Source organism: Streptomyces sp. NBC_00091, assembly GCF_026343185.1.
Taxonomy (GTDB): Bacteria; Actinomycetota; Actinomycetes; order Streptomycetales; family Streptomycetaceae; genus Streptomyces.
In genome coordinates this window covers 631471-655807 of record NZ_JAPEMA010000001.1, presented here as the reverse complement: position 1 = coordinate 655807, position 24337 = coordinate 631471, and the positions used below count along the sequence as shown (strand labels likewise).

The 24337-nt window shown below is 73.5% G+C and carries 18 protein-coding genes and 1 riboswitch; of the genes, 12 read left to right on the top strand and 6 right to left on the bottom strand.

The features are described 5' to 3' along the window. The first annotated feature begins 168 nt into the window (after positions 1-168). Together OOK34_RS02700 and OOK34_RS02695 are read left to right on the top strand one after the other, a co-directional pair. A complete protein-coding gene (locus OOK34_RS02700; protein ID WP_267032256.1) occupies positions 169-657 on the top strand; it encodes a DUF485 domain-containing protein in 489 nt (162 codons plus the stop codon). Beyond that, complete coding sequence (locus OOK34_RS02695) at positions 654-2246, top strand: cation acetate symporter (RefSeq protein ID WP_267032255.1); 1593 nt, start codon at positions 654-656, stop codon at positions 2244-2246. Before OOK34_RS02700 ends, OOK34_RS02695 begins: the two co-directional genes overlap by 4 nt. Before the next feature lie 17 nt (positions 2247-2263). On the opposite strand, the gene OOK34_RS02690 is transcribed toward OOK34_RS02695, so the two are convergent. The 3 genes from OOK34_RS02690 to OOK34_RS02680 form a co-directional block, all read right to left on the bottom strand. After that, positions 2264-2962 carry a response regulator gene (locus OOK34_RS02690; RefSeq protein WP_267032254.1) on the bottom strand — a complete coding sequence of 233 codons (699 nt, stop codon included), beginning with the start codon at positions 2960-2962 and terminating at the stop codon, positions 2264-2266. Further along, entirely contained in the window at positions 2959-4575 is a 1617-nt protein-coding gene (locus OOK34_RS02685) for a sensor histidine kinase (protein ID WP_267032253.1), read from the bottom strand. The genes OOK34_RS02690 and OOK34_RS02685 overlap by 4 nt, the downstream gene beginning before the upstream one ends. Positions 4576-4762: 187 nt before the next feature. Next, entirely contained in the window at positions 4763-6025 is a 1263-nt protein-coding gene (locus OOK34_RS02680) for a citrate synthase (RefSeq protein ID WP_267032252.1), read from the bottom strand. Between the two features lie 70 nt (positions 6026-6095). On the opposite strand from OOK34_RS02680, the gene OOK34_RS02675 reads away from it, so the two are divergent. Beyond that, entirely contained in the window at positions 6096-7247 is a 1152-nt protein-coding gene (locus OOK34_RS02675; RefSeq protein ID WP_267032251.1) for a citrate synthase/methylcitrate synthase, read from the top strand. A 14-nt stretch (positions 7248-7261) separates the two neighbouring features. Then, positions 7262-8350, top strand: coding sequence for a GTP-binding protein (locus OOK34_RS02670; RefSeq protein WP_267032250.1), 1089 nt, complete (start codon positions 7262-7264; stop codon positions 8348-8350). 37 nt (positions 8351-8387) lie between these two features. Here the strand turns inward: OOK34_RS02670 and OOK34_RS02665 are convergent, their stop codons facing one another. Both OOK34_RS02665 and OOK34_RS02660 read right to left on the bottom strand, forming a co-directional pair. Next, on the bottom strand, positions 8388-10523 hold the full coding sequence (locus OOK34_RS02665; RefSeq protein ID WP_267032249.1) for a restriction endonuclease: 2136 nt from the start codon (positions 10521-10523) through the stop codon (positions 8388-8390). Between the two features lie 111 nt (positions 10524-10634). Further along, positions 10635-13091 (bottom strand): DNA topoisomerase (ATP-hydrolyzing) subunit A, encoded by a 2457-nt coding sequence (locus OOK34_RS02660; RefSeq protein WP_267032248.1) that lies wholly within the window; start codon positions 13089-13091, stop codon positions 10635-10637. 205 nt (positions 13092-13296) lie between these two features. Between OOK34_RS02660 and OOK34_RS02655 the strand changes: the two genes are divergently transcribed. The 4 genes from OOK34_RS02655 (at position 13297) to OOK34_RS02640 (ending at position 18116) form a co-directional block, all read left to right on the top strand. Further along, positions 13297-14658, top strand: a complete 1362-nt coding sequence (locus tag OOK34_RS02655) for a pitrilysin family protein (RefSeq protein WP_267032247.1) — start codon at positions 13297-13299, stop codon at positions 14656-14658. Positions 14659-14678: 20 nt separating this feature from the next. Further along, positions 14679-16046, top strand: coding sequence for a pitrilysin family protein (locus tag OOK34_RS02650; RefSeq protein WP_267036598.1), 1368 nt, complete (start codon positions 14679-14681; stop codon positions 16044-16046). A 216-nt stretch (positions 16047-16262) separates the two neighbouring features. Next, positions 16263-16422, top strand: a riboswitch (cyclic di-AMP (ydaO/yuaA leader). Positions 16423-16434: 12 nt separating this feature from the next. Continuing rightward, positions 16435-17247 (top strand): M23 family metallopeptidase, encoded by an 813-nt coding sequence (locus OOK34_RS02645; protein WP_267032246.1) that lies wholly within the window; start codon positions 16435-16437, stop codon positions 17245-17247. 203 nt (positions 17248-17450) lie between these two features. Further along, positions 17451-18116, top strand: coding sequence for a GntR family transcriptional regulator (locus OOK34_RS02640; RefSeq protein ID WP_267032245.1), 666 nt, complete (start codon positions 17451-17453; stop codon positions 18114-18116). 247 nt (positions 18117-18363) lie between these two features. On the opposite strand, the gene OOK34_RS02635 is transcribed toward OOK34_RS02640, so the two are convergent. After that, the gene (locus tag OOK34_RS02635) at positions 18364-18645 is read right to left on the bottom strand and encodes an HPr family phosphocarrier protein (protein WP_267032244.1); all 282 of its coding nucleotides are present in this window, start codon (positions 18643-18645) and stop codon (positions 18364-18366) included. A 211-nt stretch (positions 18646-18856) separates the two neighbouring features. Between OOK34_RS02635 and OOK34_RS02630 the strand changes: the two genes are divergently transcribed. Genes OOK34_RS02630 through OOK34_RS02615 form a run of 4 tightly spaced genes read left to right on the top strand, consistent with a single transcriptional unit; the run spans position 18857 to position 24229 of the window. Continuing rightward, entirely contained in the window at positions 18857-21676 is a 2820-nt protein-coding gene (locus OOK34_RS02630; RefSeq protein WP_267032243.1) for a bifunctional GNAT family N-acetyltransferase/acetate--CoA ligase family protein, read from the top strand. Positions 21677-21714: 38 nt separating this feature from the next. Next, entirely contained in the window at positions 21715-22320 is a 606-nt protein-coding gene (locus OOK34_RS02625) for a DUF5998 family protein (protein WP_267032242.1), read from the top strand. Continuing rightward, the gene (locus OOK34_RS02620) at positions 22320-23525 is read left to right on the top strand and encodes an alkaline phosphatase family protein (protein ID WP_267032241.1); all 1206 of its coding nucleotides are present in this window, start codon (positions 22320-22322) and stop codon (positions 23523-23525) included. Before OOK34_RS02625 ends, OOK34_RS02620 begins: the two co-directional genes overlap by 1 nt. A gap of 53 nt (positions 23526-23578) precedes the next feature. Then, positions 23579-24229, top strand: coding sequence for a thymidine kinase (locus OOK34_RS02615; RefSeq protein WP_267032240.1), 651 nt, complete (start codon positions 23579-23581; stop codon positions 24227-24229). The last annotated feature ends 108 nt before the right edge of the window (positions 24230-24337 follow it).

The window sequence follows — 24337 nt, the reverse complement described above, 5'->3', positions numbered from 1 at the left end:
CCGGCTGCGGCCGGTACCACGTATGCGGAAACTGCGTTCCGGCACACCGGTGCTCTTCGCTCCATCACCTGAAGGGGTGAAGAGCACCGGGACATCAGTCCGGAAACCGACCATCCGGCACATCCTTGTGGGCACGCGGCCAATGCGGCAGCGGACAAGGAGAGTTCGGTGGACAAGCACGATGGTCGTGATGCCGGAACGATCCGGCTGGACGACCCCTGGTACGACGCGCTGGCCGTGGGCTGGGGCGAGGGCGGGGACGCGGTTCCGGTTCCTTCGGCCCCCGCAGGAGCGAGCGCGCCCGGCGCATCCGACATCTACCTGGAAGTACAGCGCAGCGCCGCCTTCCAGGAGGTCCGCAGCCGCTACCGGAGGTTCGTCGTCCCCGCGACCGCCGGCTTCTTCCTCTGGTACGTCGCCTACGTGGTCGCCGCCACCGCGGCGCCCGGGCTCATGGCCCGGCCCGTGGCCGGCGCGGTCAACGTGGCCCTGCTGGCGGGCCTCGGCCAGTTCCTCAGCACCTTCCTCCTGACCTGGGCGTACGCCCGGCACGCCCGGCTGCGCCGGGACCGGGCCGCGCTCGACCTGCGCTGGACGGTCTTCGAGCAGGAACACGGCCGGGGCCGGAGCCGGACGGGCCGGGGGGAGGACCGGTGACCACCGAGCACCAGACGCTCGCGCTGATCCTCTTCAGCGCCTTCATCGCGGTCACCCTCGGCATCACCACCTGGGTCAGCCGCAACCGGCACGGCTCGGCCGAGGAGTTCTACGCGGGCGGGCGGCTCTTCTCCCCGATGGAGAACGGTTTCGCCATCGCCGGCGACTACATGTCCGCCGCCTCCTTCCTGGGGATCTCCGGACTGATCGCCCTCTTCGGCTACGACGGCCTGCTCTACTCCGTCGGCTTCCTCGTCGCCTGGCTGGTGGTCCTGTTCCTGGTCGCCGAACTGGTCCGCAACTGCGGGCGGTTCACCCTCGCCGACGTGGTGGCCGCCCGGATGAGCGAGCGGCCCGTACGGATCGCCGCCGGGACCTCCTCGGTGGTGGTCTCGGTGCTCTACCTGGTCGCGCAGATGGTCGGGGCCGGCAGCCTGGTGGGTCTGCTCCTCGCGGACTCCGGCCCCGGCGCCCGGACCCTGACCGTGGTCGGGGTGGGCGCGCTGATGGTCATCTACGTGACCTTCGGCGGGATGCGGGCCACCACCTGGATCCAGATCGTGAAGGCCGTGCTGCTGATGGGCGGGGCCGTCACCCTGACCGTGCTCGTCCTGCTGCGCTTCCACGGGAACCCCGACCAGCTGCTCAGCGCCGCCGCCGAGCGCAGCGGACACGGGGTCCGGTTCCTGAGCCCCGGCCTCAAGTACGGCGGGGGCTGGACCGCCCGGATCGACTTCATGAGCCTCGGCCTCGCGCTGGTCCTCGGGACCGCGGGGCTGCCCCACATCCTGTCGCGGTTCTACACCGTGCCGACGGCGCGGGCGGCCCGCCGCTCGGTGGTGTGGGCGATCGCGCTGATCGGGGGCTTCTACCTGATGACCGTCGTCCTCGGCTTCGGGGCGGCCGCGCTGGTCGGTCCCGACGCGGTCCGGGCGTCCAACGCCTCCGGGAACACGGCCGTGCCGCTGCTGGCGGCCTTCCTCGGCGGGGGCGCCGGGTCCACCGGGGGCGCGGTGCTGTTCGCGCTCGTGGCCGCCATCGCCTTCGCGACCATCCTCGCCGTGGTCGCCGGGATCACGCTCGCCTCCTCGGCCTCGGTCGCGCACGATCTGTACGCCTCGCTCAGGCGCCGCCGCGCCCGGCAGCGCAGCGAGGTGGCCGTGGCCCGGGTCGCGGCCGTGGGGATCGGGGCGGTGGCCATCGCCCTCGGGCTGCTCGCCCAGGACCTGAACGTGGCCTTCCTGGTGGGGCTGGCCTTCGCCGTGGCGGCCTCGGCGAACCTGCCCGTGCTGCTGTACTCGCTGTTCTGGCGGGGTTTCACCACGCGGGGGGCCGTCTGGTCGGTGTACGGGGGGCTGGTCCCGGCCGTGCTCCTGGTCGCCCTGTCGCCCGTGGTCTCCGGGAGCCCCGAATCCCTCTTTCCCGGCGTGGACTTCCAGTACTTCCCGCTGCAGAACCCGGGGATCATCTCGATCCCGCTCGGCTTCCTGGCGGGCTGGCTGGGCACCGTCACCTCCGCGGAGGAGCCGGACCGGCGCAAGCACGCAGAGACGGAGGTCCGCTCCCTGACGGGGGCCGGCGCGGTGTGAGCCCCGTGCGGGCCCGCTCAGGCGCCGTCCGACGGGCGCCAGGCGTAGCGGTGTTCGGGGCGGCCGGTCTCGCCGTAGCGCAGGGCCAGGGTCACGCGGCCGGCGCGGTCCAGGAGTTTCAGGTAGCGCTGGGCGGTCTGCCGGCTGATCCCGGCGCGGTCGGCGATCTGCTGGGTGGAGAGGGGGCCTTCGGCCGCGCGCAGCACCTGGCGGACCAGTTCCGCGGTGGTGGGGGAGTGGCCCTTGGGGAGTTCGTTCGGAGTTCCGGCCGCGGCGATGGCGCCGAAGATCCGGTCGACCTCGGCCTGTTCGGCCTCGCCGCCGCCGGAGAGGGACCGGCGCAGGGAGGCGTAGGCCTCCAGCTTGGCGCGCAGACCGGCGAAGGTGAACGGTTTGACCAGGTACTGCAGGGCGCCGAGCCGCATGGCGGCCTGGACGGTGGCCAGGTCCCGGGCGGCCGTGACCATGATCACATCGGTGTGGTGGCCGAGCTGGCGCAGGCGGCGCACCAGGTCGAGGCCGTTCCCGTCCGGGAGGTAGTGGTCGAGGAGGATCAGGTCCACCGGGCGGGCGGTGAGGAAGTCCAGGGCCTCGGCCGCCGAATGGGTCTGGCCGGCGACTTCGAAACCGGGAACCTTCGCCACGTACGCCGCGTTGATCCTGGCAACACGCATGTCGTCGTCGACGACCAATACGTGCATCGGGGTCTCGTTCATCGCAGGGCCTCCGGGAGTACGACGGAGAACTCCGCCCCTCCGTCCTCTGCTGCACCGGCCCGGGCGCTGCCGCCCTGCCGCTCCGCGAGGCGGCGTACGAGGGCGAGGCCCAGCCCGCGCTCGCGGTGGGCCTTGGGCTGCTTGGTCGACCAGCCCTCGGTGAAGATCTCCTCGCGCCGGCCGGCGGGGATCCCGGGACCGCTGTCGCGCACCCGCAGGACGGCGGTGCGCCCGTCCGCGCGGATGTCGACCTCGACCAGGGGCGCGGCCGAGCCGGCCGCCGCGTCCAGGGCGTTGTCCACCAGATTGCCGAGGATCGTGACGAGACCGCCCGGGTCCACCAGTCGGTCGGGGAGGAGGGCGGCGGGGGCGAGGCGCAGCGCGACGCCACGCTCCGCGGCGACGGTGGCCTTGCCCACCAGCAGGGCCGCCAGCAGGGGGTCGTGGACCCTTTCGGTGACCTGCTCGGCCGTGGTGCGGTGCACGCCCACGACCTCGGTGACGAAGGCGGCCGCTTCCTCGTGCAGTCCCAGTTCGAGCAGGCCGAGGAGGGTGTGGAGGCGGTTGGCGTGCTCGTGGTCCTGGGCGCGCAGGGCGTCGATCAGGCCCTTGGTGGAGTCCAGCTCGCGGCCCAGGTGCTCCACCTCGGTGCGGTCGCGCAGGGTGGCGACGGCCCCGCCGTCCGCGGTGGGCATCCGGTTGGCGACCAGGACCCGCGGGCCCTGGACGGTGAGCAGGTCGCGTCCGGTGACGCGCCCGGTCAGGACGTCGCTGGTGCGGCCCGTGCCGAGTACCTCGTCCAGCGGGCGTCCGGCGAGGGTGTCCGCGCTGTCCGGGGCGAGGCCCAGCAGCCGGGCGGCCTCGTCGTTGACGAGCCGTACCCGGTCGTCGGGGTCGAGGGCGATCACGCCTTCGCGGATGGAGTGGAGCATGGCCTCGCGCTCCGCGAGGAGGCCGGCGATATCGGAGAAGGCCAGGTCCCGGGTCTGCCGCTGGATCCGGCGGGACAGCAGGTAGGCGGCGAGCGCGCCGGCGGCCAGGGCACCGCCCGCGTAGGCGAGGAGCCCGGGGATGGCGCCGAGCAGCCGGTCGCGCACGCTGTCGTAGGCGATGCCGACCGAGACGGCGCCGACGATCTCCCCGTCGGCGGCGACCAGGGGGACCTTGCCGCGGGCGGAGCGGCCCAGGGTGCCCTCGTCGATCTCCATCACCTCGTGCCCGGCGAGGGCGTCGCCCGGGTCGGTGGAGACCGGCCGTCCGATCCGGTCGGCGCTGGGGTGGGAGCGGCGGATGCCGTCGAGGTCGAGAACCACCACGTACTCGGCCCCGGTCGCGCTGCGGATCCGCTCGGCCGTGGACTGCACGGGGCTGTCCGCCGCCGGCCCCGACCGCAGGAGGTCGGCGGCCAGGGACGGGTCCGCGGCCGTGCTCTGGGCGATGGCCAGGGCCCGCCGCATCGCCTGGTCGTCCAGCTGGCCGCTCAGGGGGGCCAGGAAGAGGCCCGTGGCCAGGACGGCGACCCCCGCGGCGATCGCCAGCTGGGTGAGCAGGATCTGCGAGACGGCCCGTCGGGGCAGCCCGAGGCGCCGAGCGCCCGTGGGGAGGAACCGCATGACTAGCACGGTAGGTCGGCGGGGGCGGAAGCGGAATTCCCCCGTCTATGAGAAGGCCCACCCGGAGGCGGTGGGCCGGGGCCGGTGATGCGGAGGCGGCGCGCACTTCGCCCGGGCGCAGGCCCTCGCCGGGCAGGGGCGCAACCCCTGCTGACCCCGCGTGCCCGGTCGTCGCGCGCCGGGCCCGTCAGGGCAGCGGGCGGGGCGGGCGGGGGCCCGTGTAGTGGCCGCTCGGGCGCATGCGCAGCGGGCGTTCCTGGTACTCCTCCAGCGCGTGCGCGATCCAGCCCGCCGTCCGGGCCACCGCGAAGACCGTCTCCCCGGCCTCGGCGGTCATCCCGCAGGACACCGTGAGCACCGCCAGCGCCAGGTCCACGTTCGCGTGCAGCCCGTGCCGGGCCATCACCGCCGCCACCTCCCGCGCCGCGCCCAGCGCCGGGGCGGCCTGCGGGAGGCCCTCCAGTCGCCCGAACAGCGCCCGCGCCCTCGGGTCCTCGCCCCGGTAGAGCCGGTGGCCGAGCCCGGGCACCCGCCGCCCCGCGCGCAGGTGCTCCGCCACCACCGGCGCCGCCCCGCCCCGCTCCAGCACCTCCGCCAGCATCCGGTGCGCGAGCCGCCCGGCCGCCCCGTGCAGGGGGCCCTCCAGCGCGCCGAGCCCGGCCGAGACCACGGCGTACGGATGGGCCCGCGCGGAGGCGGCCACCCGTACCGCCAGGGTGGAGGCGGCCAGGTCGTGGTCGACCAGCAGGGCCAGCGCCAGGTCGAGCGCGTCCACCGCCGCCGGGTCCGGCTCCTGTCCGGTCAGCCGGGGCCACAGCCCCCGGGCCAGCCGCCCGTCGCCCCCGGGCGCCGGGGCCACCTCCGGCAGGGCGCCGACCAGCGTCGGGATCAGGCAGCGCGCGGAGCCCAGTACCGCCTCCTCGGACAGGTCGAAGCGCAGCGGGTCCACCACCGCCGCGGCGGCGACCGCGACCCGGAGCCGGTCGAGGGGCCCGCTGTGCTCGGGCAGCGCGGCCACCGCCCGCCGGGCTGCGGCGAGCGCCTCCGGGGAAGCGGTGAACCGGGCCCCCTGCGGCAGGGTCCCCGTCCAGAGCCACTCGGCGACCTCCTCGTAGGGGTGGCGCGAGGCCAGCTCCACGGCGTCGACACCGCGGAAGAAGTACCGGTCGGCCTCGATGAGGGTGAGCGAGGTGCGTACGGAGAGCTCCCCGGCGGGGACCGCCGCCTCCCGGCGGCTGCGCCGGGCCAGGGCCTCCACCTCGCGCGCGTCGAAGGTGCTGCCCCGTCCGACCGGGTCGCGGCGGCTGCCGAGCTGGCCGCGGCTGACGTACGCGTACACGGTCGCGGGCTTCACCCCGAGGAGCTGCGCGGCCTCCTGCGTGGTGAGCCGTCTCTCGGTGCCGGTTCCGGTGCCGGCCCCGGACGGGTGGTCGCTGGCGTTCTCGCTCATGATGGACAGCCTACATATATTGATTCACTCAATATTGACAGCGATTGAGTCAAGGATGGATGGTCAATCCATGAACACCACCGTCGAAGTACCCCGCGGTCTCGCGGGAGTCGTCGTCACCGAGACCCAGCTCGGTGACGTCCGGGGCCTCGAGGGCTTCTACCACTACCGCCAGTACTCGGCCGTCGAGCTCGCCGAGAGCCGCACCTTCGAGGACGTGTGGCAGCTGATGTTCCTCGGCGCGCTCCCCGCGGACCACGCCGAGCGGGCCGCCTTCGCCGCCAGGATCGCCCCGCTGCGGTACCTGCCCGCCGAGGTCCGCGACGCCCTCCCCGGCCTCGCCCGGGCCACCGCCCTGTCCGGGCCGCTCGCCGGGCTGCGCACCGCGCTCTCGCTGCTCGGGGCCTGCTCCGGCTTCCGCCCGGTGTACGACCTCGACCCCGGGCGCCGGGCCGCCGACGCGCTCGCCGCCTGCGCCGCCGTACCGACCCTGCTCACCGCCCTGCACCGGCTGGGACAGGGCCTGGAGCCGGTGGAGCCGCGCGACGACCTCCCGTACGCCGCCAACTACCTCTGGATGCTGACCGGCAGCGAGCCCGACCCGGTCAGGGCGCGCGCCGTCGAGCGGTACCTGATCTCCACCGTCGACCACGGCTTCAACGCCTCCACCTTCACCGCCCGCGTCATCGCCTCCACCGGAGCCGACGTCGCGGCCTGCCTCACCGGGGCGGTCGGCGCCCTCTCCGGCCCGCTGCACGGCGGGGCGCCCAGCCGGGCCCTGGACACCCTGGACGCCATCGGCACGGTGGAGCGCATCGGGCCGTGGATCCGGGAGCGGGTCCTGGCCGGAGACCGGATCATGGGCTTCGGGCACCCCGTGTACCGCACCGAGGACCCGCGCTCGCGGATGTTGCGCGACATCGCCCGGCAGTTCGGCGGGCCGCTCGTGGACTTCGCCGTCGAGGTCGAGCGGCAGGTGGAGGAGATCCTCGCCGAGCTCAAGCCGGGCCGCGAGCTGCACACCAACGTGGAGTTCTACGCGGGCGTGGTCATGGAGCTGTGCGGGCTGCCGCGCGAGATGTTCACCCCGACCTTCTGCGCGGCCCGGGTGGTGGGCTGGAGCGCGAACATCCTGGAGCAGGCCGCCGACTCGAAGATCATCCGTCCGGCCGCGCGCTACACCGGCCCGACTCCGCCGCAGCCGGTACCCGTGCCGGCCTGACTACGATCGTCCGGGTGAACAGCGTCCAGCCCATTCCCGTCGTCGTCCTCGCCGGATTCCTCGGCTCCGGCAAGACCACCCTGCTCAACCACCTCCTCGCCCAGCGGGGCGGCACCCGGATCGGGGTCGTCGTCAACGACTTCGGATCGATCGAGATCGATGCGATGTCGGTGGCCGGCCAGGTCGGCGACTCGATGGTCTCCCTCGGCGGGGGCTGCCTGTGCTGCGCGGTCGACGGCAGCGAGCTGGACGCGTACCTGGAGAAGCTCGCCGCTCCCGTCCACCGCATCGACGTGATCGTCATCGAGGCCAGCGGGCTCGCCGAGCCCCAGGAGATGGTCCGGATGCTGATGGCCAACGAGAACCCGGCGGTCCGCTACGGCGGCCTGGTCCAGGTCGTCGACGCGGCGGAGTTCGACGCCACCCGGACCGCGCACCCGGAGACCGACCGGCACCTGGCCGTCGCCGACCTGGTGGTCCTCAACAAGACCGACCGGGTGGACGCCGCCGAGCGCTCCCGGATCGAGGGGGAACTCGCCGCGCTCTGCGCACCGGGGACCCCCGTGATCGGCGCCGACCACGGGCGGATCGACCCCGAGCTGCTCTTCGACCGCCGGCCGTGGACCGAGACGCGGGGGCAGCTGTCCTTCGAGGACCTGCTCGCGGAGGCCGAGGACCACGACCACGACCACGGCGCGCATGCCCACACCCTCTACGAGAGCATCGAGTTCACCTCCGGACAGGCCCTGTCGCCGCGCCGGTTCATCGACTTCCTCGACCGCCGTCCGGCCGGGCTCTACCGGATCAAGGGCTTCGTCTGGTTCGGCGTGCCCGGCCACGAGGAGCGGTACGAGGTCCACGCGGTCGGCCGCTTCCTGCGCTTCGGCCCCGGCCCCTGGGGGCGGGGCGAGCCCCGGCGCACGCAGCTCGTCCTGATCGGCTCCGGCATCGACGCCCCCGGCCTGCTGCGCGAGCTGGACGCCTGCCGCGAACCGGCCCCGGGGCGGGCCGGCCCCGAGAGCATGTGGGCGGTCCTGCGCTACGTCCCCCGGCCCGCGGAACCCGCACCCTCCGACTCCGACCCCTTCCCGCAGGACCGGTGACGCCCGGGCCCAGGCGGCCCCGGGCGGCCCCGGCGCTTCAGGCGACCTCGACCCCGTACTCGCGCAGCAGGTCGGCGAGGCCGCCGCGGTAGCCCTTGCCGCCGATGACGAACTTCCAGTCGCCGTTCGGGCGGCGCCGGAACGAGCCCAGGACCAGGGCCGTCTCGCCCGCCCGGCCGTCGGAGACCTCCAGCCGGTCGATCTCCGCGCCGGACGCGTCCAGCAGCCGGATCCGGGCGTCGGTGAAGCCCGCCAGGTCGCCCTCCGGGCCTGCCTCCGGGTCGACCGCGGCGACCAGCACCAGGCGGTCGGCGCGCTGGGGGAGGGCGTCGAAGCCGACCTCGAGGGCGGCCCTGTCGGGGCCGGGGTGCGGACGGGAGCGCACCGAACCGTCCGGGGTGTGCGGGTTGTTGAAGAAGACGAAGTGGTCCTCGCTCAGTACCCGGCCGCCCTCGCAGACCAGCGCGCACACGTCCAGCGCGACCCCGCCCGACCAGGTCATGCCCAGGACGTTGCGGTCGTCCGCGACGGGCGGCAGGTCGGCCACGGTGGGTGTGGCAGCGGGTGTGTCGGCGGGTGTGGCGGCGCGACCGGGGCTCCGCTGGGCCGGGACGGCGCCGCCGCCCAGGCGTCCCCGCAGCCCGTACCGGTGCAGCAGCTCCACCAGTTCCACCCCGGGAACCAACTCCAGCGGCTTGCCGTTGGCAAAGGTGTACGACCCCGGTCCGAAGGACGAGGTGGTGACCAGCACCCCCTTGTTCGCCCCAGCGTCCTGGACCGTGCCGTACAGGTCCCGTACCGCCGTCGGCGGCACGGTGTTGCGGTAGCGCTTGACCTGCACCACGATCCGCCCGCCCCGGATCGGGGCCGGGTCCAGCGCCTCGACGTCCACGCCGCCGTCCCCGGACCGCTGCGTGGTCACCGCCTCCATGCCCATCGCCCGGAACAGCTCGGCGACCAGGTTCTCGAAGGCGATCGGGTCCATCTGGAAGAGGTCCGGCTCGTCCTCACCGTCGCCGGCGTGCCCGCCGTGGCTGACGACGTCCCCGCCGACCTCGCCCGGCCGGCGGCCCGCCCGTACGGCCGTCAGCTGGTCCGGCCGCGCCGACAACTGCCCCCGCAGGCCCTCGACCAGGCAGTCCACCGCGCTGACCTGCTCCAGCCGCAGCCCGGAGAAGGCGGTCCGCGCCGCCTGCACGGTGGCCAGTACGATCTGTGCTTCCCGGCCCGTCACCGGATCGTGGTCGTCCACGAACCCGTTGACCACCACCGAGTCCAGGGCCCCGAACTCGTCCGCCGCGTACAGCTCGCGCAGCACCAGCAGCACGCACTGGGCGAGCAGGTCCCGGTACAGCCCCCGGCGCTGCGTGGCCGGCCGCGCCGTCTCCTTGTCCTGGTCCGTACTCGGCACGTACCGCACGGACTTCGCCTCCGGCACCACCTCGTACCGGGGCAGCTCCCAGTCCAGCACCAGCTGCCGCGCCGCCGGGTCGTAGGCGGCCGACACCTGGCGGGGCAGCTCCTCGGGCCAGGCGGTGGAGGCGTACAGGGCCGCCGAGAAGTACTCCACCACCGCCTCGGGGTCGCCCGCGCGCAGCGCGCCCGCCAGTTCGGTCAGGCCGCCGTTGTGCCGGCGGATCCCGGCGAGCTGCTCCGCCGCCCACCGGTCGTACTGCTGCCGGTACGCCGCCAGCTGCCGCCGGCGTTCCTGCTCGGCGGCGTGCGCCGACTGCCAGGCCTGCGTGTACCGGTCGTGGGCCTCCCGCTCCGCCTGGGCGCGGCGGCCCGAACCGACGGTCCAGCCGCTGCTCTGCTGCTGGAACTGGGCCAGCTGCGGCATCGGCACGGGGTGCGCGAGGGTGCCGGGGTCGAAGGGCTCGAGCTGCTCCGCCCGGACCAGGGCGGCCATCCGGAACGCCGGCGCCCGGCAGCCCGCGGCCAGCAGCCCCTGCAGGGCCGCCACCTCCGCCTCGAGCCGCTCGGTGCGGCGCCGGGCCTCGGCCTCCCGGTGCTGCTTGTAGGCGGCCTGCTGTTCGCGCCGGTCCCGGGCCGCGTCGCGCTCGTACGCCCGCTGGCGGCGCTCCGCCTCGCGCTGCTGGATCAGCTGCGTCCGCTGCTGCTGCCGCTGGGCCTCGGCCCAGACCCCGATCAACCCGCTGGACCGACGACTCATCAGCTCTGCTCTCCCCCCACCCGCGTGTACCGGGAAAACAGTAGTGGGCGGGCGGGGCGGGCGACCCGGCAACTCTGCCGCCCGCCCACCCCGCCCGCCCCCGTCACGCTGCTACAGCGCGGCGCCCGCCAGCACCTCGACGGTGGCCGGCAGCGCGGTCCCCGAGCCGTCGCGGCGCGGGTCCGGGTCCGGCAGCGCGGCCGGAGAGCCGTTCGCCGCGGCCGCGCGGACCGGGGCGTTCCCCGCCCAGGCCAGCGTCAGGGTGTCCTCGCCCTTCAGGAACCGCTGGCAGCGCACACCGCCGGTGGCCCGGCCCTTGCGCGGGTACTGGTCGAAGGGGGTCAGCTTGCCGGAGCGCACCGAGTCGTCGAGCGTCCCGTGCGAGCCCGCCACGGTGAACACCATGGCGTCCCGGGCCGGGTCCACGGCCGAGAAGTGGATCACCTTGGCGTTCTCCGAGAGCTTGATGCCCGCCATACCACCCGCCGGGCGGCCCTGGGGGCGCACCTGGCCCGCCGGATAGCGCAGCAGCTGGGCGTCGTCGGTGATGAAGACCAGGTCCTCCTCGCCCGTGCGCAGCTCGACCGCGCCGACGATCCGGTCGCCCTCCTTGAGGGTGATGACCTCCAGCTCGTCCTTGTTCGCCGGGTAGTCCGGCACGACCCGCTTGACCACGCCCTGTTCGGTGCCCAGGGCCAGGCCCTGGGAGGACTCGTCCAGCGAGAGCAGGCAGATCACCGTCTCGTCGGCCTCCAGCCCGGAGAGGAACTCCGCGACCGGGGCGCCGCCGGCCAGGTTCGGCGCGGCGTGGGTGTCCGGCAGCTGCGGCAGGTCGATCACCGAGAGCCGCAGCAGGCGGCCGTATGAGGTGACCGCGCCGACATCGGCCCGGGCGGTCGCGGCCACCTGGGAGACGATCACGTCGTGCTTCGCGCGGCCGGCGCCCTCCTCCTGGGGGAGCGGATCGGCGTTCGCCGTGCGGGCCAGCAGGCCCGTGGAGGACAGCAGCACCCGGCACGGGTCGTCCGCGACCTCCAGCGGGACCGCGGCCACCGAGGTGCCCGCCGACTCCAGCAGCACCGTGCGGCGCTCGGTGGCGAACTTCTTCGCCACGGCGGCCAGTTCCGAGGAGACCAGCTTGCGCAGCGCCGAGTCCGACTCCAGGATCCCGGTCAGCTCGTCGATCTCGCCGGTCAGCCGGTCGCGCTCGCTCTCCAGCTCGATCCGGTCGAAGCGGGTCAGGCGGCGCAGCGGGGTGTCCAGGATGTACTGGGTCTGGATCTCGCTCAGCGAGAAGCGCTCGATCAGGCGCTCCTTGGCCTGCGCGGAGTTGTCGCTGTCGCGGATGAGGCGGATGACCTCGTCGATGTCGAGCAGGGCCACCAGCAGACCCTCGACCAGGTGCAGCCGGTCGCGCCGCTTGCCCCGGCGGAACTCGCTGCGCCGGCGCACGACCTCGAAGCGGTGGTCCAGGTAGACCTCCAGCAGCTCCTTGAGGCCCAGCGTCAGCGGCTGCCCGTCGACCAGCGCGACGTTGTTGATGCCGAAGGACTCCTCCATCGGCGTCAGCTTGTACAGCTGCTCCAGCACGGCCTCAGGGTGGAAGCCGTTCTTGATCTCGATGACCAGGCGCAGGCCGTGCGAGCGGTCGGTGAGGTCCTTGACGTCGGCGATGCCCTGGAGCTTCTTGGAGCCGACCAGGTCCTTGATCTTCGCGATGACCTTCTCGGGGCCCACCGTGAAGGGCAGTTCGGTGACGACCAGCCCCTTGCGGCGCGGCGTGACGTCCTCCACGGCCACCGTCGCGCGGATCTTGAAGGTGCCGCGACCGTTCTCGTAGGCGTCCTTGATCCCCGAGAGCCCCACGATCCGTCCGCCGGTGGGCAGGTCGGGGCCCGGGACGAAGCGCATCAGCGCCTCGAGGTCCGCCTCCGGGTACCGGATCAGGTGGCGGGCGGCCGCGATGACCTCGCCCAGGTTGTGCGGGGCCATGTTGGTGGCCATGCCGACGGCGATCCCGGAGGCGCCGTTGACCAGGAGGTTCGGGTAGGCCGCCGGCAGGGCGACCGGCTCGCGCTCCTGGCCGTCGTAGTTGGCGGTGAAGTCGACGGTGTCCTCGTCGATCGACTCCGTCATCAGCGACGTGGCGTCGGCCATCCGGCACTCGGTGTAACGCATCGCGGCCGGCGGGTCGTCGTTGCCGAGCGAGCCGAAGTTGCCGTGGCCGTCGACCAGCGGCAGCCGCATCGAGAAGGGCTGGGCCATGCGCACGAGCGCGTCGTAGATCGACGCGTCGCCGTGCGGGTGCAGCTTGCCCATGACCTCGCCGACCACGCGCGCGCACTTGACGTAGCCGCGGTCGGGCCGCAGGCCCATCTCGTTCATCTGGTAGACGATGCGCCGGTGCACCGGCTTCATGCCGTCCCGGGCGTCGGGCAGGGCACGGGAGTAGATCACCGAGTACGCGTACTCGAGGAAGGAGCCCTGCATTTCGTCGACGACGTCGATGTCGAGGATCTTCTCCTCGAAATCCTCCGGCGGCGGGGTCTTCGTGCTGCGGCGGGCCATCGCTGCGCGGCTCCTTAACCAAGGTTCAGGGTGTACTGGGCGGATCTGACGGGGTTGACGCGGACCATTGTGGCCCGAGGGACCGACAACGCCGACTCCGACCCCGGGGGAGTGACCCGGGAACTTATCCGGCCGTCGGCGCGCTTGCATACAGTGGCAGGTCTGACAGAAATCTCTGCATCGCGATCGAAGGGACCACATGCCCATGGGTCACACGGCCACAGCTCAGGCCGGCTCCGGCGGCCTGACAGCGACCGAGCACCGGCTGGCCAACGGCCTGCGCGTGGTGCTGTCCGAGGACCACCTCACCCCGGTCGCCGCCGTCTGCCTCTGGTACGACGTCGGCTCGCGCCACGAAGTCAAGGGGCGGACCGGTCTGGCTCACCTCTTCGAGCACCTGATGTTCCAGGGTTCGGCGAGCGTACCGGGCAACGGGCACTTCGAGCTCGTCCAGGGCGCCGGCGGCTCCCTGAACGGCACCACCAGCTTCGAGCGCACCAACTACTTCGAGACGATGCCGGCCCACCAGCTGGAACTCGCCCTGTGGCTGGAGGCGGACCGCATGGGCTCGCTGCTGGCCGCCCTGGACGACGAGTCCATGGAGAACCAGCGCGACGTCGTCAAGAACGAGCGCCGCCAGCGCTACGACAACGTTCCGTACGGCACCGCCTTCGAGAAGCTGACCGCCCTCGCCTACCCGGAGGGCCACCCGTACCACCACACCCCGATCGGCTCGATGGCCGACCTGGACGCCGCCTCCCTCGAGGACGCGCGCAACTTCTTCCGTACGTACTACGCGCCCAACAACGCCGTGCTGTCGGTCGTGGGCGACATCGACCCCGAGCGCACCCTCGCCTGGGTCGAGAAGTACTTCGGCACCATCCCGGCCCACGACGGCAAGCAGCCGCCGCGGGAAGGCACGCTCCCCGAGGTCATGGGCGGGCAGCTGCGCGAGGAGATCGTCGAGGAGGTCCCGGCCCGCGCGCTGATGGCCGCCTACCGCCTGCCGCATGACGGCACCCGCGACTGCGACGCCGCCGACGTGGCGCTGACCGTGCTGGGCGGCGGCGAGTCCTCCCGCCTGCACAACCGCCTGGTACGCCGCGACCAGACGGCCGTGGCGGCCGGCTTCGGCCTGCTGCGCCTGGCCGGCGCGCCCTCGCTGGGCTGGCTGGACGTCAAGACCTCCAGCGGCGTCGAGGTGCCCGACATCGAGGCGGCCGTGGACGAGGAGCTCGCGCGGTTCGCCGCCGAGGGCCCGACGGCCGAGGAGATGGAGCGCGCGCAGGCGCAGCTGGAGCGCGAGTGGCTGGACCGGCTGAGCACGGTGGCCGGCCGCGCCGACGAACTGTGCCGCTTCGCGGTGCTGTTCGGCGACCCGCAGCTGGCGCTGAGCGCCGTCCAGCGGGTCCTGGACGTCACCGCCGAGGAGGTGCAGGCCGTGGCCGCCGCCCGGCTGCGCCCCGACAACCGCGCGGTGCTGGTCTACGAGCCGCTGGCCGGCTCCGAGACCGGCGGAGCCGACCAGACCGACGAGAGCGACGAGAACGAGGGGGCGGAGCAGTGAGCGACACCGCAGCCGTCACGATGACCTTCCACCCGCGGCCGCAGGCGGGCGAGGCCAAGCCCTGGGCCTTCCCGGCCCCCGAGCGGGGCACCCTGTCCAACGGCCTGACCCTGCTGCGCTGCCACCGTCCGGGCCAGCAGGTCGTGGCGGTCGAGGTCAACCTCGCGGCCCCGCTGGACGCCGAGCCCGCAGGCCTCGACGGAGTGGCCACGATCATGGCCCGCGCGCTGTCGGAGGGCACCGACAAGCACTCCGCCGAGGAGTTCGCGGCCGAGCTGGAGCGCTGCGGCGCCACGCTGGACGCCCACGCCGACCACCCCGGCCTGCGGGTCTCCCTGGAGGTTCCGGCCTCCCGCCTGGCCAAGGCGCTCGGCCTGCTCGCCGAGGCGCTGAGCGCGCCGGCCTTCGCCGACAGCGAGGTCGACCGCCTGGTGCGCAACCGGCTCGACGAGATCCCGCACGAGCTGGCCAACCCGCAGCGCCGCGCCGCCAAGGAGCTCTCCAAGGAGCTGTTCCCGGCGACGCTGCGCATGTCCCGCCCGCGCCAGGGCACCGAGGAGACGGTCGCCCGGATCGACTCCACGGCCGTACGCGCCTTCTACGAGGCCCACGTGCGCCCCTCCACCGCCACCGCGGTGGTGGTCGGCGACCTGACCGGCATCGACCTGGACGCCGTGCTGGCGGACACCCTGGGCACCTGGACCGGCGACACCGCCGCGCCCCGCCCGGTCCCGCCGGTGACGGCCGACGACACGGGCCGCGTGGTCATCGTGGACCGGCCCGGCGCCGTCCAGACGCAGCTGCTGATCGGCCGGATCGGGCCGGACCGGCACGACATCGTCTGGGCCCCGCAGGTGCTCGGCACCTACTGCCTCGGCGGCACCCTCACCTCGCGCCTGGACAAGGTGCTGCGCGAGGAGAAGGGCTACACCTACGGCGTGCGCGCCTTCGGCCAGGTGCTGCGCTCGACCGCCGACGGCAAGGGCGCCTCGATGCTCGCCATCAGCGGCTCCGTCGACACCCCCAACACCGGTCCCGCGCTGGAGGACCTGTGGAGGGTGCTGCGCACCCTCGCGGAGGGCGGTCTGACCGACGCCGAGCGCGATGTGGCGGTGCAGAACCTGGTGGGCGTGGCCCCGCTGAAGTTCGAGACGGCCGCCTCCGTCGCCGGCACGCTCGCCGACCAGGTGGAGCAGGAGCTGCCGGACGACTACCAGGCGCGGCTGTACGCGCGGCTGGCCGAGACCGGTACGGCGGAGGCCACTTCGGCGGTGGTGAGCGCCTTCCCGGTGGACCGTCTGGTCACCATCCTGGTGGGCGACGCGGCGCAGATCGAGGAGCCCGTCCTGGCGCTCGGGATCGGTGAGGTCACCGTCGTCTCCAACTGAGCGGCGAGAGGCTTGAGACGGGTCGGTGACCGGCCCGTTTCCGGGGGGCTCCGGCGGATCATCCGCCGGAGCCCCCTTTGTCCGTTTAGTGGTGCGGTTGCGCGTATGCGGTGTGGCGTACGCAACAAAAGCGCGCGTCTGTTTGGCGATTGACTGATGATCCGCCTAGCGTCGGGCGTGCTGTTCGTCAGTTGTACCCGCCGCACCCGCGGCACCGGACAGCGATCGCCGAGTCCCCGTCAGGCGCGAGCCTGGGGAGCCGGGGACCCACATCAGTCCCTGGGGTGAATCGGACCCCCTCGCAAGAGGAGGCCCGTAGGAGACCTTCCTGCTCCGAACCCGTCAGCTAACCCGGTAGGCGAGAGGGAAGGAAAGGATCACCCCCTTCATGGCGTTTGGCAGTCGTGCCGCCGGTTCTGGTAAGCACCGCGGATCCAGCCGTCTGAGCCGCAAGACCGCCGGCTACGCCGGCATAGCCGCCCTCGCCACCACGGGCGTGGTCGGCACCCTGGCCGCTCCGGCCTTCGCGGCGGACAACAGCGCGGCCCCGTCCATGGAGGACACCGGCCAGAACGCGATCGTCGTCGCCGACGACCTCCAGGACGACATCGAGGTCCAGGCCGAGTCCCAGCAGCGCGCCGCAGAGGCCGTCGCCGCCCAGGCGCAGGCCGAGGCCGAGGCGAAGCAGCGGGCCGCAGAGGCCAAGCGCACCGCCGAGGCCGCCGAGGCCAAGGCCAAGGCCGAGCGGGAGTCCGCCGAGCGCGCCGCCCGCGAAGAGGCCCGCAAGCGCCTCAACGCCTTCGTGGCCCCCATCGACGGCTCGTACGTCAGCACCCAGTACGGCGCGGGCGGCGGCATGTGGTCCTCCGGCAGCCACACGGGCATCGACTTCCACGCCGGCACCGGCACCTCGGTCCAGGCGGTGGGCGCGGGTACGGTCGTCGAGGCCGGCTGGGGCGGCGCGTACGGCAACAACGTCGTCATCAAGCACAACGACGGTACGTACACCCAGTACGGGCACCTGGACTCGCTGAGCGTCTCCGCCGGCGAAACGGTTACCCCGGGCCAGCAGATCGGCCTGTCGGGCTCCACGGGCAACTCCAGCGGCCCGCACCTGCACTTCGAGGCCCGCACCGGTGCCACGTACGGCTCGGACATCAACCCGCTGACGTACCTGCGCAACCACGGCGTCAGCATCTGACCCGCAGCACGCTTCACCGAAGAAGGCCCCGGCTCCCCGAGCCGGGGCCTTCTTCGTCGTGCGCCCGGGTCCGTACCGTTCGCGCCATCCGCGGGCGGGCAGTGTTTCCGATTTCCGGCTGTCCTCGGAAAATATCGCGTCGTGCAATAGAGTCGCAGCACGGCCACGATAAAAGCGAACCGAAACCCAGCGGAGGTCCGGCCTTGCGTATTCCCGCGCACGCGGTGTGCACAGCGATCCGCGACGATATCGTCTCCGGATTCTTCGGGCCGGGCGGCCGGCTGACCGAGGAGGTGCTCGCCCGCCGCTACGGCGTCTCGCGCGTCCCCGTCCGCGAGGCGCTGCGCACCCTGGAGTCCGAGGGCTTCGTCACCACCCGGCGGCACGCGGGCGCCTGCGTCGCCGAGCCGACCGAGCAGGAGGCCGCCGACCTGCTGGAGCTGCGCATGCTGCTGGAGCCGCTCGCCGCCTCCCGGGCCGCCCGCCGGCGCAGCGACGCCCACCTGAAGGTGCTGCGCGGGCTGGTCAGGCTGGGCCGGGAACGGGCCAGGCGGGCGCAGGGCGAGGATCTGCGGGCCCTGGGGGGCTGGTTCCACGAGACGCTGGCCCAGGCCTCGGGCAGCCCGGGTCTGATCGCCCTGCTGACCCAGACCCGGCACAAGATCGCCTGGATGTACGTGGTCGAGGCCCCGGCGCAGCCCGTGGAGTCCTGGGCGGAGCACGGGGCGATCGTGGACGCGGTGGCGCGGGGGGACGCGGAGCGGGCCAGGACCCTGACGGCGCTGCACGCGCAGCGGGCGGCCGAGGCGCACCGGCTCAGGGTGAGGAGTTCGCAACCTGCCGTAAACACGGCGAGCGCTCCGCATTAACAAATACCGTATACAACGGAGGGATATTCGTGCGGGGCCGGTGCCCGGCGCATTCTCCGTCCCGTTTACGATTCCCGCCGTCCGATTCTGCTGCGCGGAATTCCGTAAAGGCGCAAGGGTGCGAGGGTGCAGGGCTGTAAGGGCGCAAGGCTGTAAGGGTGCAAAGCTGTAAGGGCGGGAAAACGCGGAAGCCGCAGTTCCCGTGGTGGTGGGGACTGCGGCTTCCGGTACTACCGGACCCGAAGGGTCAGACGGTCTCGGGGAGCTCCTCGAGACCCTCGGCGACCAGCTTCGCGAGGCGGTCCAGCGCGGCCTCCGCACCATCGGCCTCGGAGGTCAGGACGATCTCCTCGCCGCCCTGGGCGCCCAGGCCCAGGACCGCCAGCATCGAGGCGGCGTTGACGGGGTCGCCGCCGGCCTTCGCGATGGTCACCGGGACGCCGGAAGCGGTCGTCGCGCGGACGAAGATCGAGGCGGGACGAGCGTGCAGGCCCTCGGCCCAGCCGACGTTGACGCGGCGCTCTGCCATGGTGATGCCCTTCAGGTTCTTACGGTTGTCTAGACCAGTCTCTCACGCCGTCCGGAATGCTCGGACCGACCTTCGGCCCCTAATCCACCGCCGTTCGACCCTCCCCAGCTTGCACTGGTTCGCCCCGGCCTGCCGCATTCGCCGCGCGCGCGGCGACGGGCCCGCCCGCCACACCCCGCCACCAGGCCGGACCGCCCCTTAGGGTGGCCCCATGACCACCGCGTCGGACCCCTCGTACCCGGCCCACTGGGAAGCGGACGTCGTGCTGCGCGACGGCGGCACCGCCCGGATCCGCCCCATCACCACCGAGGACGCGGGCCGCCTGGTCAGCTTCTACGAGCAGGTCTCGGACGAGTCGAAGTACTACCGCTTCTTCGCCCCCCACCCCCGGCTCTCGGACCGCGACGTACACCGCTTCACGCACCACGACTACGTGGACCGCGTCGGCCTCGCCGCGACCATCGGCGGGGAGTTCATCGCGACCGTCCGCTTCGACCGCATCGGCCCCGACGGCCGGCCCTCCTCCGCCCCCGCCGACGAGGCCGAGGTCGCCTTCCTCGTCCAGGACGCCCACCAGGGCCGCGGGGTCGCCTCCGCCCTGCTGGAGCACATCGGGGCGGTGGCCCGGGAGCGGGGCATCCGCCGGTTCGCCGCCGAGGTGCTGCCCGCCAACACCAAGATGATCAAGGTGTTCAGGGACGTCGGCTACCAGCAGAAGCGCAGCTTCGAGGACGGCTCCGTCCACCTCACCCTCGACCTCGAACCCACCGCCGAGTCCCTCGCCGTCCAGCGCGCCCGCGAACAGCGCGCCGAGGCCCGCTCCGTGCAGCGGCTGCTCGCCCCCGGCTCGGTCGCGGTGATCGGCGTCAGCCGCTCCGGCGCCGGCGTGGGCTCCACCGCCCTGCGCAACCTGCGCGACGGCGGCTTCCGCGGACACCTCTACGCCGTCAACGAGGCCCGCGCCCCCGGCATGGAGGGAGACCTGCTGGACGGCGTACGCGCCTACCGCACCGTCGCCGACATCGGCGCCCCGGTCGACCTCGCCGTGATCGCCGTCCCCGCCGAGCGGGTCCCGGACGCCGTCGCCGCCTGCGGGGAGCACGGAGTGCAGGGGCTCGTGGTCCTGTCCGCCGGATACGGCGAGAGCGGCCCGGCCGGACTCGCCCGGCAGCGCGAACTGGTGCGGCAGGTGCGCTCGTACGGGATGCGCCTCATCGGGCCGAACGCCTTCGGGGTGGTCAACACCGCCCCGGAGGTGGAGCTGAACGCCTGCCTCGCCCCGGCCCCCGCCTCCATCCGCGGCCGGATCGGCCTGTTCACCCAGTCCGGAGCGATCGGCATCGCCCTGCTGTCGGCCCTGCTGCGGCGCGGCGAGGGACTCTCGTCCTTCGTGTCGGCCGGCAACCGGGCCGACGTCTCCGGCAACGACATCCTCCAGTACTGGTACGAGGACGAGGCCACGGACGTGGCCCTGATGTACCTCGAGACCCTCGGCAACCCGCGCAAGTTCACCCGCCTCGCCCGCCGCACGGCCGCCGCCAAGCCCGTGGTCGTCGCCCGCGGCGGCCGCCACACCCCCGCCGGACACGTCGTCCCCGGCACCCGGCTCTCCGAGGCGACCGTCTCCGAACTGCTCCGCCAGGCCGGCGTCATCCGGGTCGACACCGTCACGGAGCTGGTCGACGTCGGCCTGCTGCTGGCCGGGCAGCCGCTGCCCGCCGGCCCGCGGGTGGCGATCCTCGGCAACTCCGAGTCCCTCGGCGTGCTCACCTACGACGCCTGCCTGACCGAGGGGCTGCGCCCGCTGCCCCCGCTGGACCTGACGACGGCCGCCGGCCCGGCCGACTTCCGTACGGCCCTGTCCGCCGCCCTCGCCTCCGACGACTGCGACGCCGTCGTCGTCACCGCCATCCCGTCGGTGAGCGGCCGCGCACTGGCCGACGACCTGGGGCAGGCCCTGCGGGAAGCCGTCGCCGAGGTCCCGGGCAAGCCCGTCGCGGTGGTGCAGGTGGAACTCGGCGACCTGGCCGAGGCCCTGTCCGCCGCCCGGGGCACCTCCCCCGCCGTACCCCCCGTACCGCTCGTGGAGCCCCCGGCCGCCGCCGAGGGCACGGGCGAGGGCGCGGGTGGGGACCGGGGCCACGACACCGCCGCCCCGGCCGGCCGGATCCCCGCCTACCCCGCCGCCGAGCGGGCCGTGAAGGCCGTCGCCGAGGCCGTGCGCTACGCCCGGTGGCGCCGGGCCAACGCCGACGCCGGGCAGGTCCCCGAGTACGAGGACATCGACGAGGCCGGCGCCGCCGCCCGGCTCGCCACCCTGCTGGCCGGGGTCGAGGAGGGGGCCGCGCTGACCCTGGACGAGGCCGACGCCCGCGAGCTGCTGGGCCGCTACGGGATCCGGGTGCTGCCCGTCCTCCCCGCCCCCAGCCCCGACGCCGCGGCCCGCGCGGCCCGGGTCCTCGGGTACCCCGTCGCCCTCAAGACCACCGCCCCGCACCTGCGGCACCGCGCCGACCTGGGCGGCGTACGCCTCGACCTCACCACCGAGGCCGAGCTGAGGCGCTCGTACGAGGAGCTCACCGACGCCCTCGGCAAGCCGGCCGAGCTGCTGCCCGTGGTCCAGACGATGGCACCGCGCGGGGTGGACACCGTCGTCCGCGCCACCGTCGACCCCGCCGCCGGGGCCGTCCTCTCCTTCGGGCTCGCCGGGGTCGCCTCCGAGCTGCTCGGCGACACCGCGCACGGCCTGGTCCCCGCCACCGACCGGGACGTGGCCGGCCTGATCCGCTCCATCCGCGCCGCGCCCCTGCTCTTCGGCTGGCGCGGCAGCGACCCCGTCGACACCCCCGCCCTGGAGGAACTGCTGCTGCGCCTGTCCCGGCTGGTGGACGACCACCCCGAGGTCACCGGGGTCTCGCTGGAGCCGGTCGTCGTCGCCGGCGAGGGCCTCTCCGTGCTCAGCGCCACCGTCCGCGTGGCCCACCCGCCCGCCCGCACCGACCTCGGCCCGCGCACCCTGCCCAGCTACTGAGCGCAGGGCAGGTAGGGGGACCCCGTACGGGCCTTAGGATGGACCTCATGGCGAAATCCGGTACGACGACCCAGGGGCTGCGAGCGGCCATCGAGCGCAGCGGCTACTACCCGGCCCTCGTGGCCGAGGCGGTGGAGGCGGCTGTGGGCGGCGAGCCGATCTCGTCGTACCTGGTCCACCAGGAGACCACCTTCGACTCCAACGAGGTGCGCCGGCACGTCACCGTGCTGGTCCTGACCGGCAACCGGTTCATCGTCAGCCACACCGACGAGCAGGCCGCCGACTCCGGATCGCCGTCCCCGTACGCGACGACCTCCACCGAGTCGGTCAAGCTCGCCAGCATCTCCTCCGTGGTGCTCAGCCGCGTCGTGGCCAATCCGGAGTCGTACACGCCCGGCCAGCTGCCCCGCGAGGTCGTCCTGACCATCGGCTGGGGCGCGGTCTCGCGCATCGACCTGGAGCCCGCCGCCTGCGGCGACGCGAACTGCGACGCCGACCACGGCTACACCGGCAACTCCACCGCCGACGACCTGAGCCTGCGCGTCAGCGAGGCCGGCGACGGCCCCGAGACGGTGCGCCAGGCGCTCCTCTTCGCGCAGGCGCTCAGCGAGGCGACCGCGGCCACCTCGGGTCCCGCCCGCTGATGTCGTACTCCGCGCCGCCGAACTGGCAGGACGAACCGGAACTCCTCGACCTCGCCGGCGCCCCGGTCCCGCATTACGGGACCGGCTCGCTCGCCGACCTGCTGCCGACCCTCGCGGCCGGCCAGGGCGTACCCGGTCTCGCCGCCGGGATCGCCGAGCTGACCCCGGCCGACCGGAACTGCGTGTTCCTGGTCGACGGCATGGGCTGGGAGCAGATCAAGGCCCACCCGGACGAGGCCCCGTACCTCACCTCCCTCCTCGCCACCTCGCGCGGCGGCACCGGCCGGCCGATCACGGCGGGCTTCCCGGCGACCACCGCCACCTCGCTGGCCTCCGTCGGCACGGGCCTGCCGCCCGCCCGCCACGGCCTGCCCGGGTACGCCGTACGCAACCCGGCCTCCGGCGAGCTGATGAACCAGCTCCGCTGGCACCCGTGGACCCCGCCGAAGCCCTGGCAGCCGTACCCGACCGTCTTCCAGCTCGCGGACGCGGCCGGGGTGCACACCGCGCAGGTCTCCGCGCCGAACTTCCAGACCACCCCGCTCACGAAGATCGCGCTCAGCGGCGGCACCTTCCACGGCCGGATGACCGGCGAGGAGCGGATGGACCTCGCGGCGATCCAGCTCGCGGCCGGTGAGCGCTCGCTCGTGTACACGTACTACAGCGAGCTCGACGGTGCCGGACACCGGCACGGCGTGGACTCCGACGCCTGGCGCGGCCAGCTCATGTGCGTCGACCGGCTGGTGCAGCGGCTCGCGGAGCAGCTGCCGCCGCGCACCGCCCTGTACGTCACCTCCGACCACGGCATGGTGGACGTCCCCTTCGACGAGGACTCCCGGATCGACTTCGACGAGGACTGGGAGCTGGGCGCGGGCGTGGCCCTGCTGGGCGGCGAGGGCCGGGCCCGGCACGTGTACGCCGTACCGGGCGCGGAGGCGGACGTACTGACCGTGTGGCGCGAGGTGCTCGGGGACCGCTTCTGGGTCGCGAGCCGCGAAGAGGCCCTGGAACTGGGCTGGTTCGGCGCGCCGGGGGAGTGCGACGAGCGGGTCCTCGGGCGGATCGGCGACGTGGTCGCGGCGGCCCAGGCCGATGTCGCGATCACCGCCTCCCGCAACGAGCCCAACGAGTCGGCGCTCACCGGAATGCACGGCTCCATGACCGCGGCCGAGCAGCTGGTCCCCCTGCTCGAAGTCCGCACCTGACCGCCCCCTCCCACCCCCTTCCCGCCCCTGACCTGAAAGGTCGCGTACTTCCCATGCCCGAGCTGGTGTTCTTCTCCGGAACGATGGACTGCGGAAAGAGCACACTGGCGCTCCAGATCGCCCACAACCGCGACGCGCGGGGCCTCCAGGGCGTGATCTTCACCCGCGACGACCGGGCGGGCGAGGGCAAGCTGTCGTCCCGGCTCGGTCTGGTGACGGAGGCGGTGGAGGCGCCGGAGGACATGGACCTGTACGCGTACCTGGTGGCCCAGCTGTCCAAGGGCGGCAAGGCGGACTACGTGATCGTGGACGAGGCCCAGTTCCTCGCGCCCGACCAGATCGACCAGCTGGCCCGGATCGTGGATGACCTCGGCCTGGACGTCTTCGCCTTCGGCATCACCACCGACTTCCGCACGAAGCTCTTCCCCGGCTCCCAGCGCCTGATCGAGCTCGCGGACCGCCTGGAGCAGCTCCAGGTGGAGGCCCTGTGCTGGTGTGGCGCCCGCGCCACCCACAACGCCCGTACGGTGGGCGGTGAGATGGTGGTCGAGGGTGCCCAGGTGGTCGTCGGTGACGTGAACCGCCCGGCGGAGGAGATCGGCTACGAGGTCCTGTGCCGCCGCCACCACCGCAAGCGCATGACCTCGGCCGCGGCCCACGCCGGCGCCCTCTCCCCGGACGTCCTCCCGGTCAACCACGCTTGAGAGGGTGAGCCCGAACGCGGCGTGCGCGAGGGAGGCGCTGTCGACTTGGGTGAGCCCGCCCGCACCTGGCGGGTACACGCGCCGGGAAACCAGGGCCGGAACCGGGCA

What these genes read in the sequence shown, in the direction of transcription:
- OOK34_RS02690 (WP_267032254.1), bottom strand. Translation starts at nt 2,962, where the DNA reads ATGAACGAGACCCCGATGCACGTATTGGTCGTCGACGACGACATGCGT.
- OOK34_RS02685 (WP_267032253.1), bottom strand. Translation starts at nt 4,575, where the DNA reads ATGCGGTTCCTCCCCACGGGCGCTCGGCGCCTCGGGCTGCCCCGACGG.
- OOK34_RS02680 (WP_267032252.1), bottom strand. Translation starts at nt 6,025, where the DNA reads ATGAGCGAGAACGCCAGCGACCACCCGTCCGGGGCCGGCACCGGAACC.
- OOK34_RS02675 (WP_267032251.1), top strand. Translation starts at nt 6,096, where the DNA reads ATGAACACCACCGTCGAAGTACCCCGCGGTCTCGCGGGAGTCGTCGTC.
- OOK34_RS02665 (WP_267032249.1), bottom strand. Translation starts at nt 10,523, where the DNA reads ATGAGTCGTCGGTCCAGCGGGTTGATCGGGGTCTGGGCCGAGGCCCAG.
- OOK34_RS02660 (WP_267032248.1), bottom strand. Translation starts at nt 13,091, where the DNA reads ATGGCCCGCCGCAGCACGAAGACCCCGCCGCCGGAGGATTTCGAGGAG.
- OOK34_RS02655 (WP_267032247.1), top strand. Translation starts at nt 13,297, where the DNA reads ATGGGTCACACGGCCACAGCTCAGGCCGGCTCCGGCGGCCTGACAGCG.
- OOK34_RS02650 (WP_267036598.1), top strand. Translation starts at nt 14,679, where the DNA reads ATGACCTTCCACCCGCGGCCGCAGGCGGGCGAGGCCAAGCCCTGGGCC.
- OOK34_RS02645 (WP_267032246.1), top strand. Translation starts at nt 16,435, where the DNA reads ATGGCGTTTGGCAGTCGTGCCGCCGGTTCTGGTAAGCACCGCGGATCC.
- OOK34_RS02635 (WP_267032244.1), bottom strand. Translation starts at nt 18,645, where the DNA reads ATGGCAGAGCGCCGCGTCAACGTCGGCTGGGCCGAGGGCCTGCACGCT.
- OOK34_RS02630 (WP_267032243.1), top strand. Translation starts at nt 18,857, where the DNA reads ATGACCACCGCGTCGGACCCCTCGTACCCGGCCCACTGGGAAGCGGAC.
- OOK34_RS02625 (WP_267032242.1), top strand. Translation starts at nt 21,715, where the DNA reads ATGGACCTCATGGCGAAATCCGGTACGACGACCCAGGGGCTGCGAGCG.
- OOK34_RS02620 (WP_267032241.1), top strand. Translation starts at nt 22,320, where the DNA reads ATGTCGTACTCCGCGCCGCCGAACTGGCAGGACGAACCGGAACTCCTC.
- OOK34_RS02615 (WP_267032240.1), top strand. Translation starts at nt 23,579, where the DNA reads ATGCCCGAGCTGGTGTTCTTCTCCGGAACGATGGACTGCGGAAAGAGC.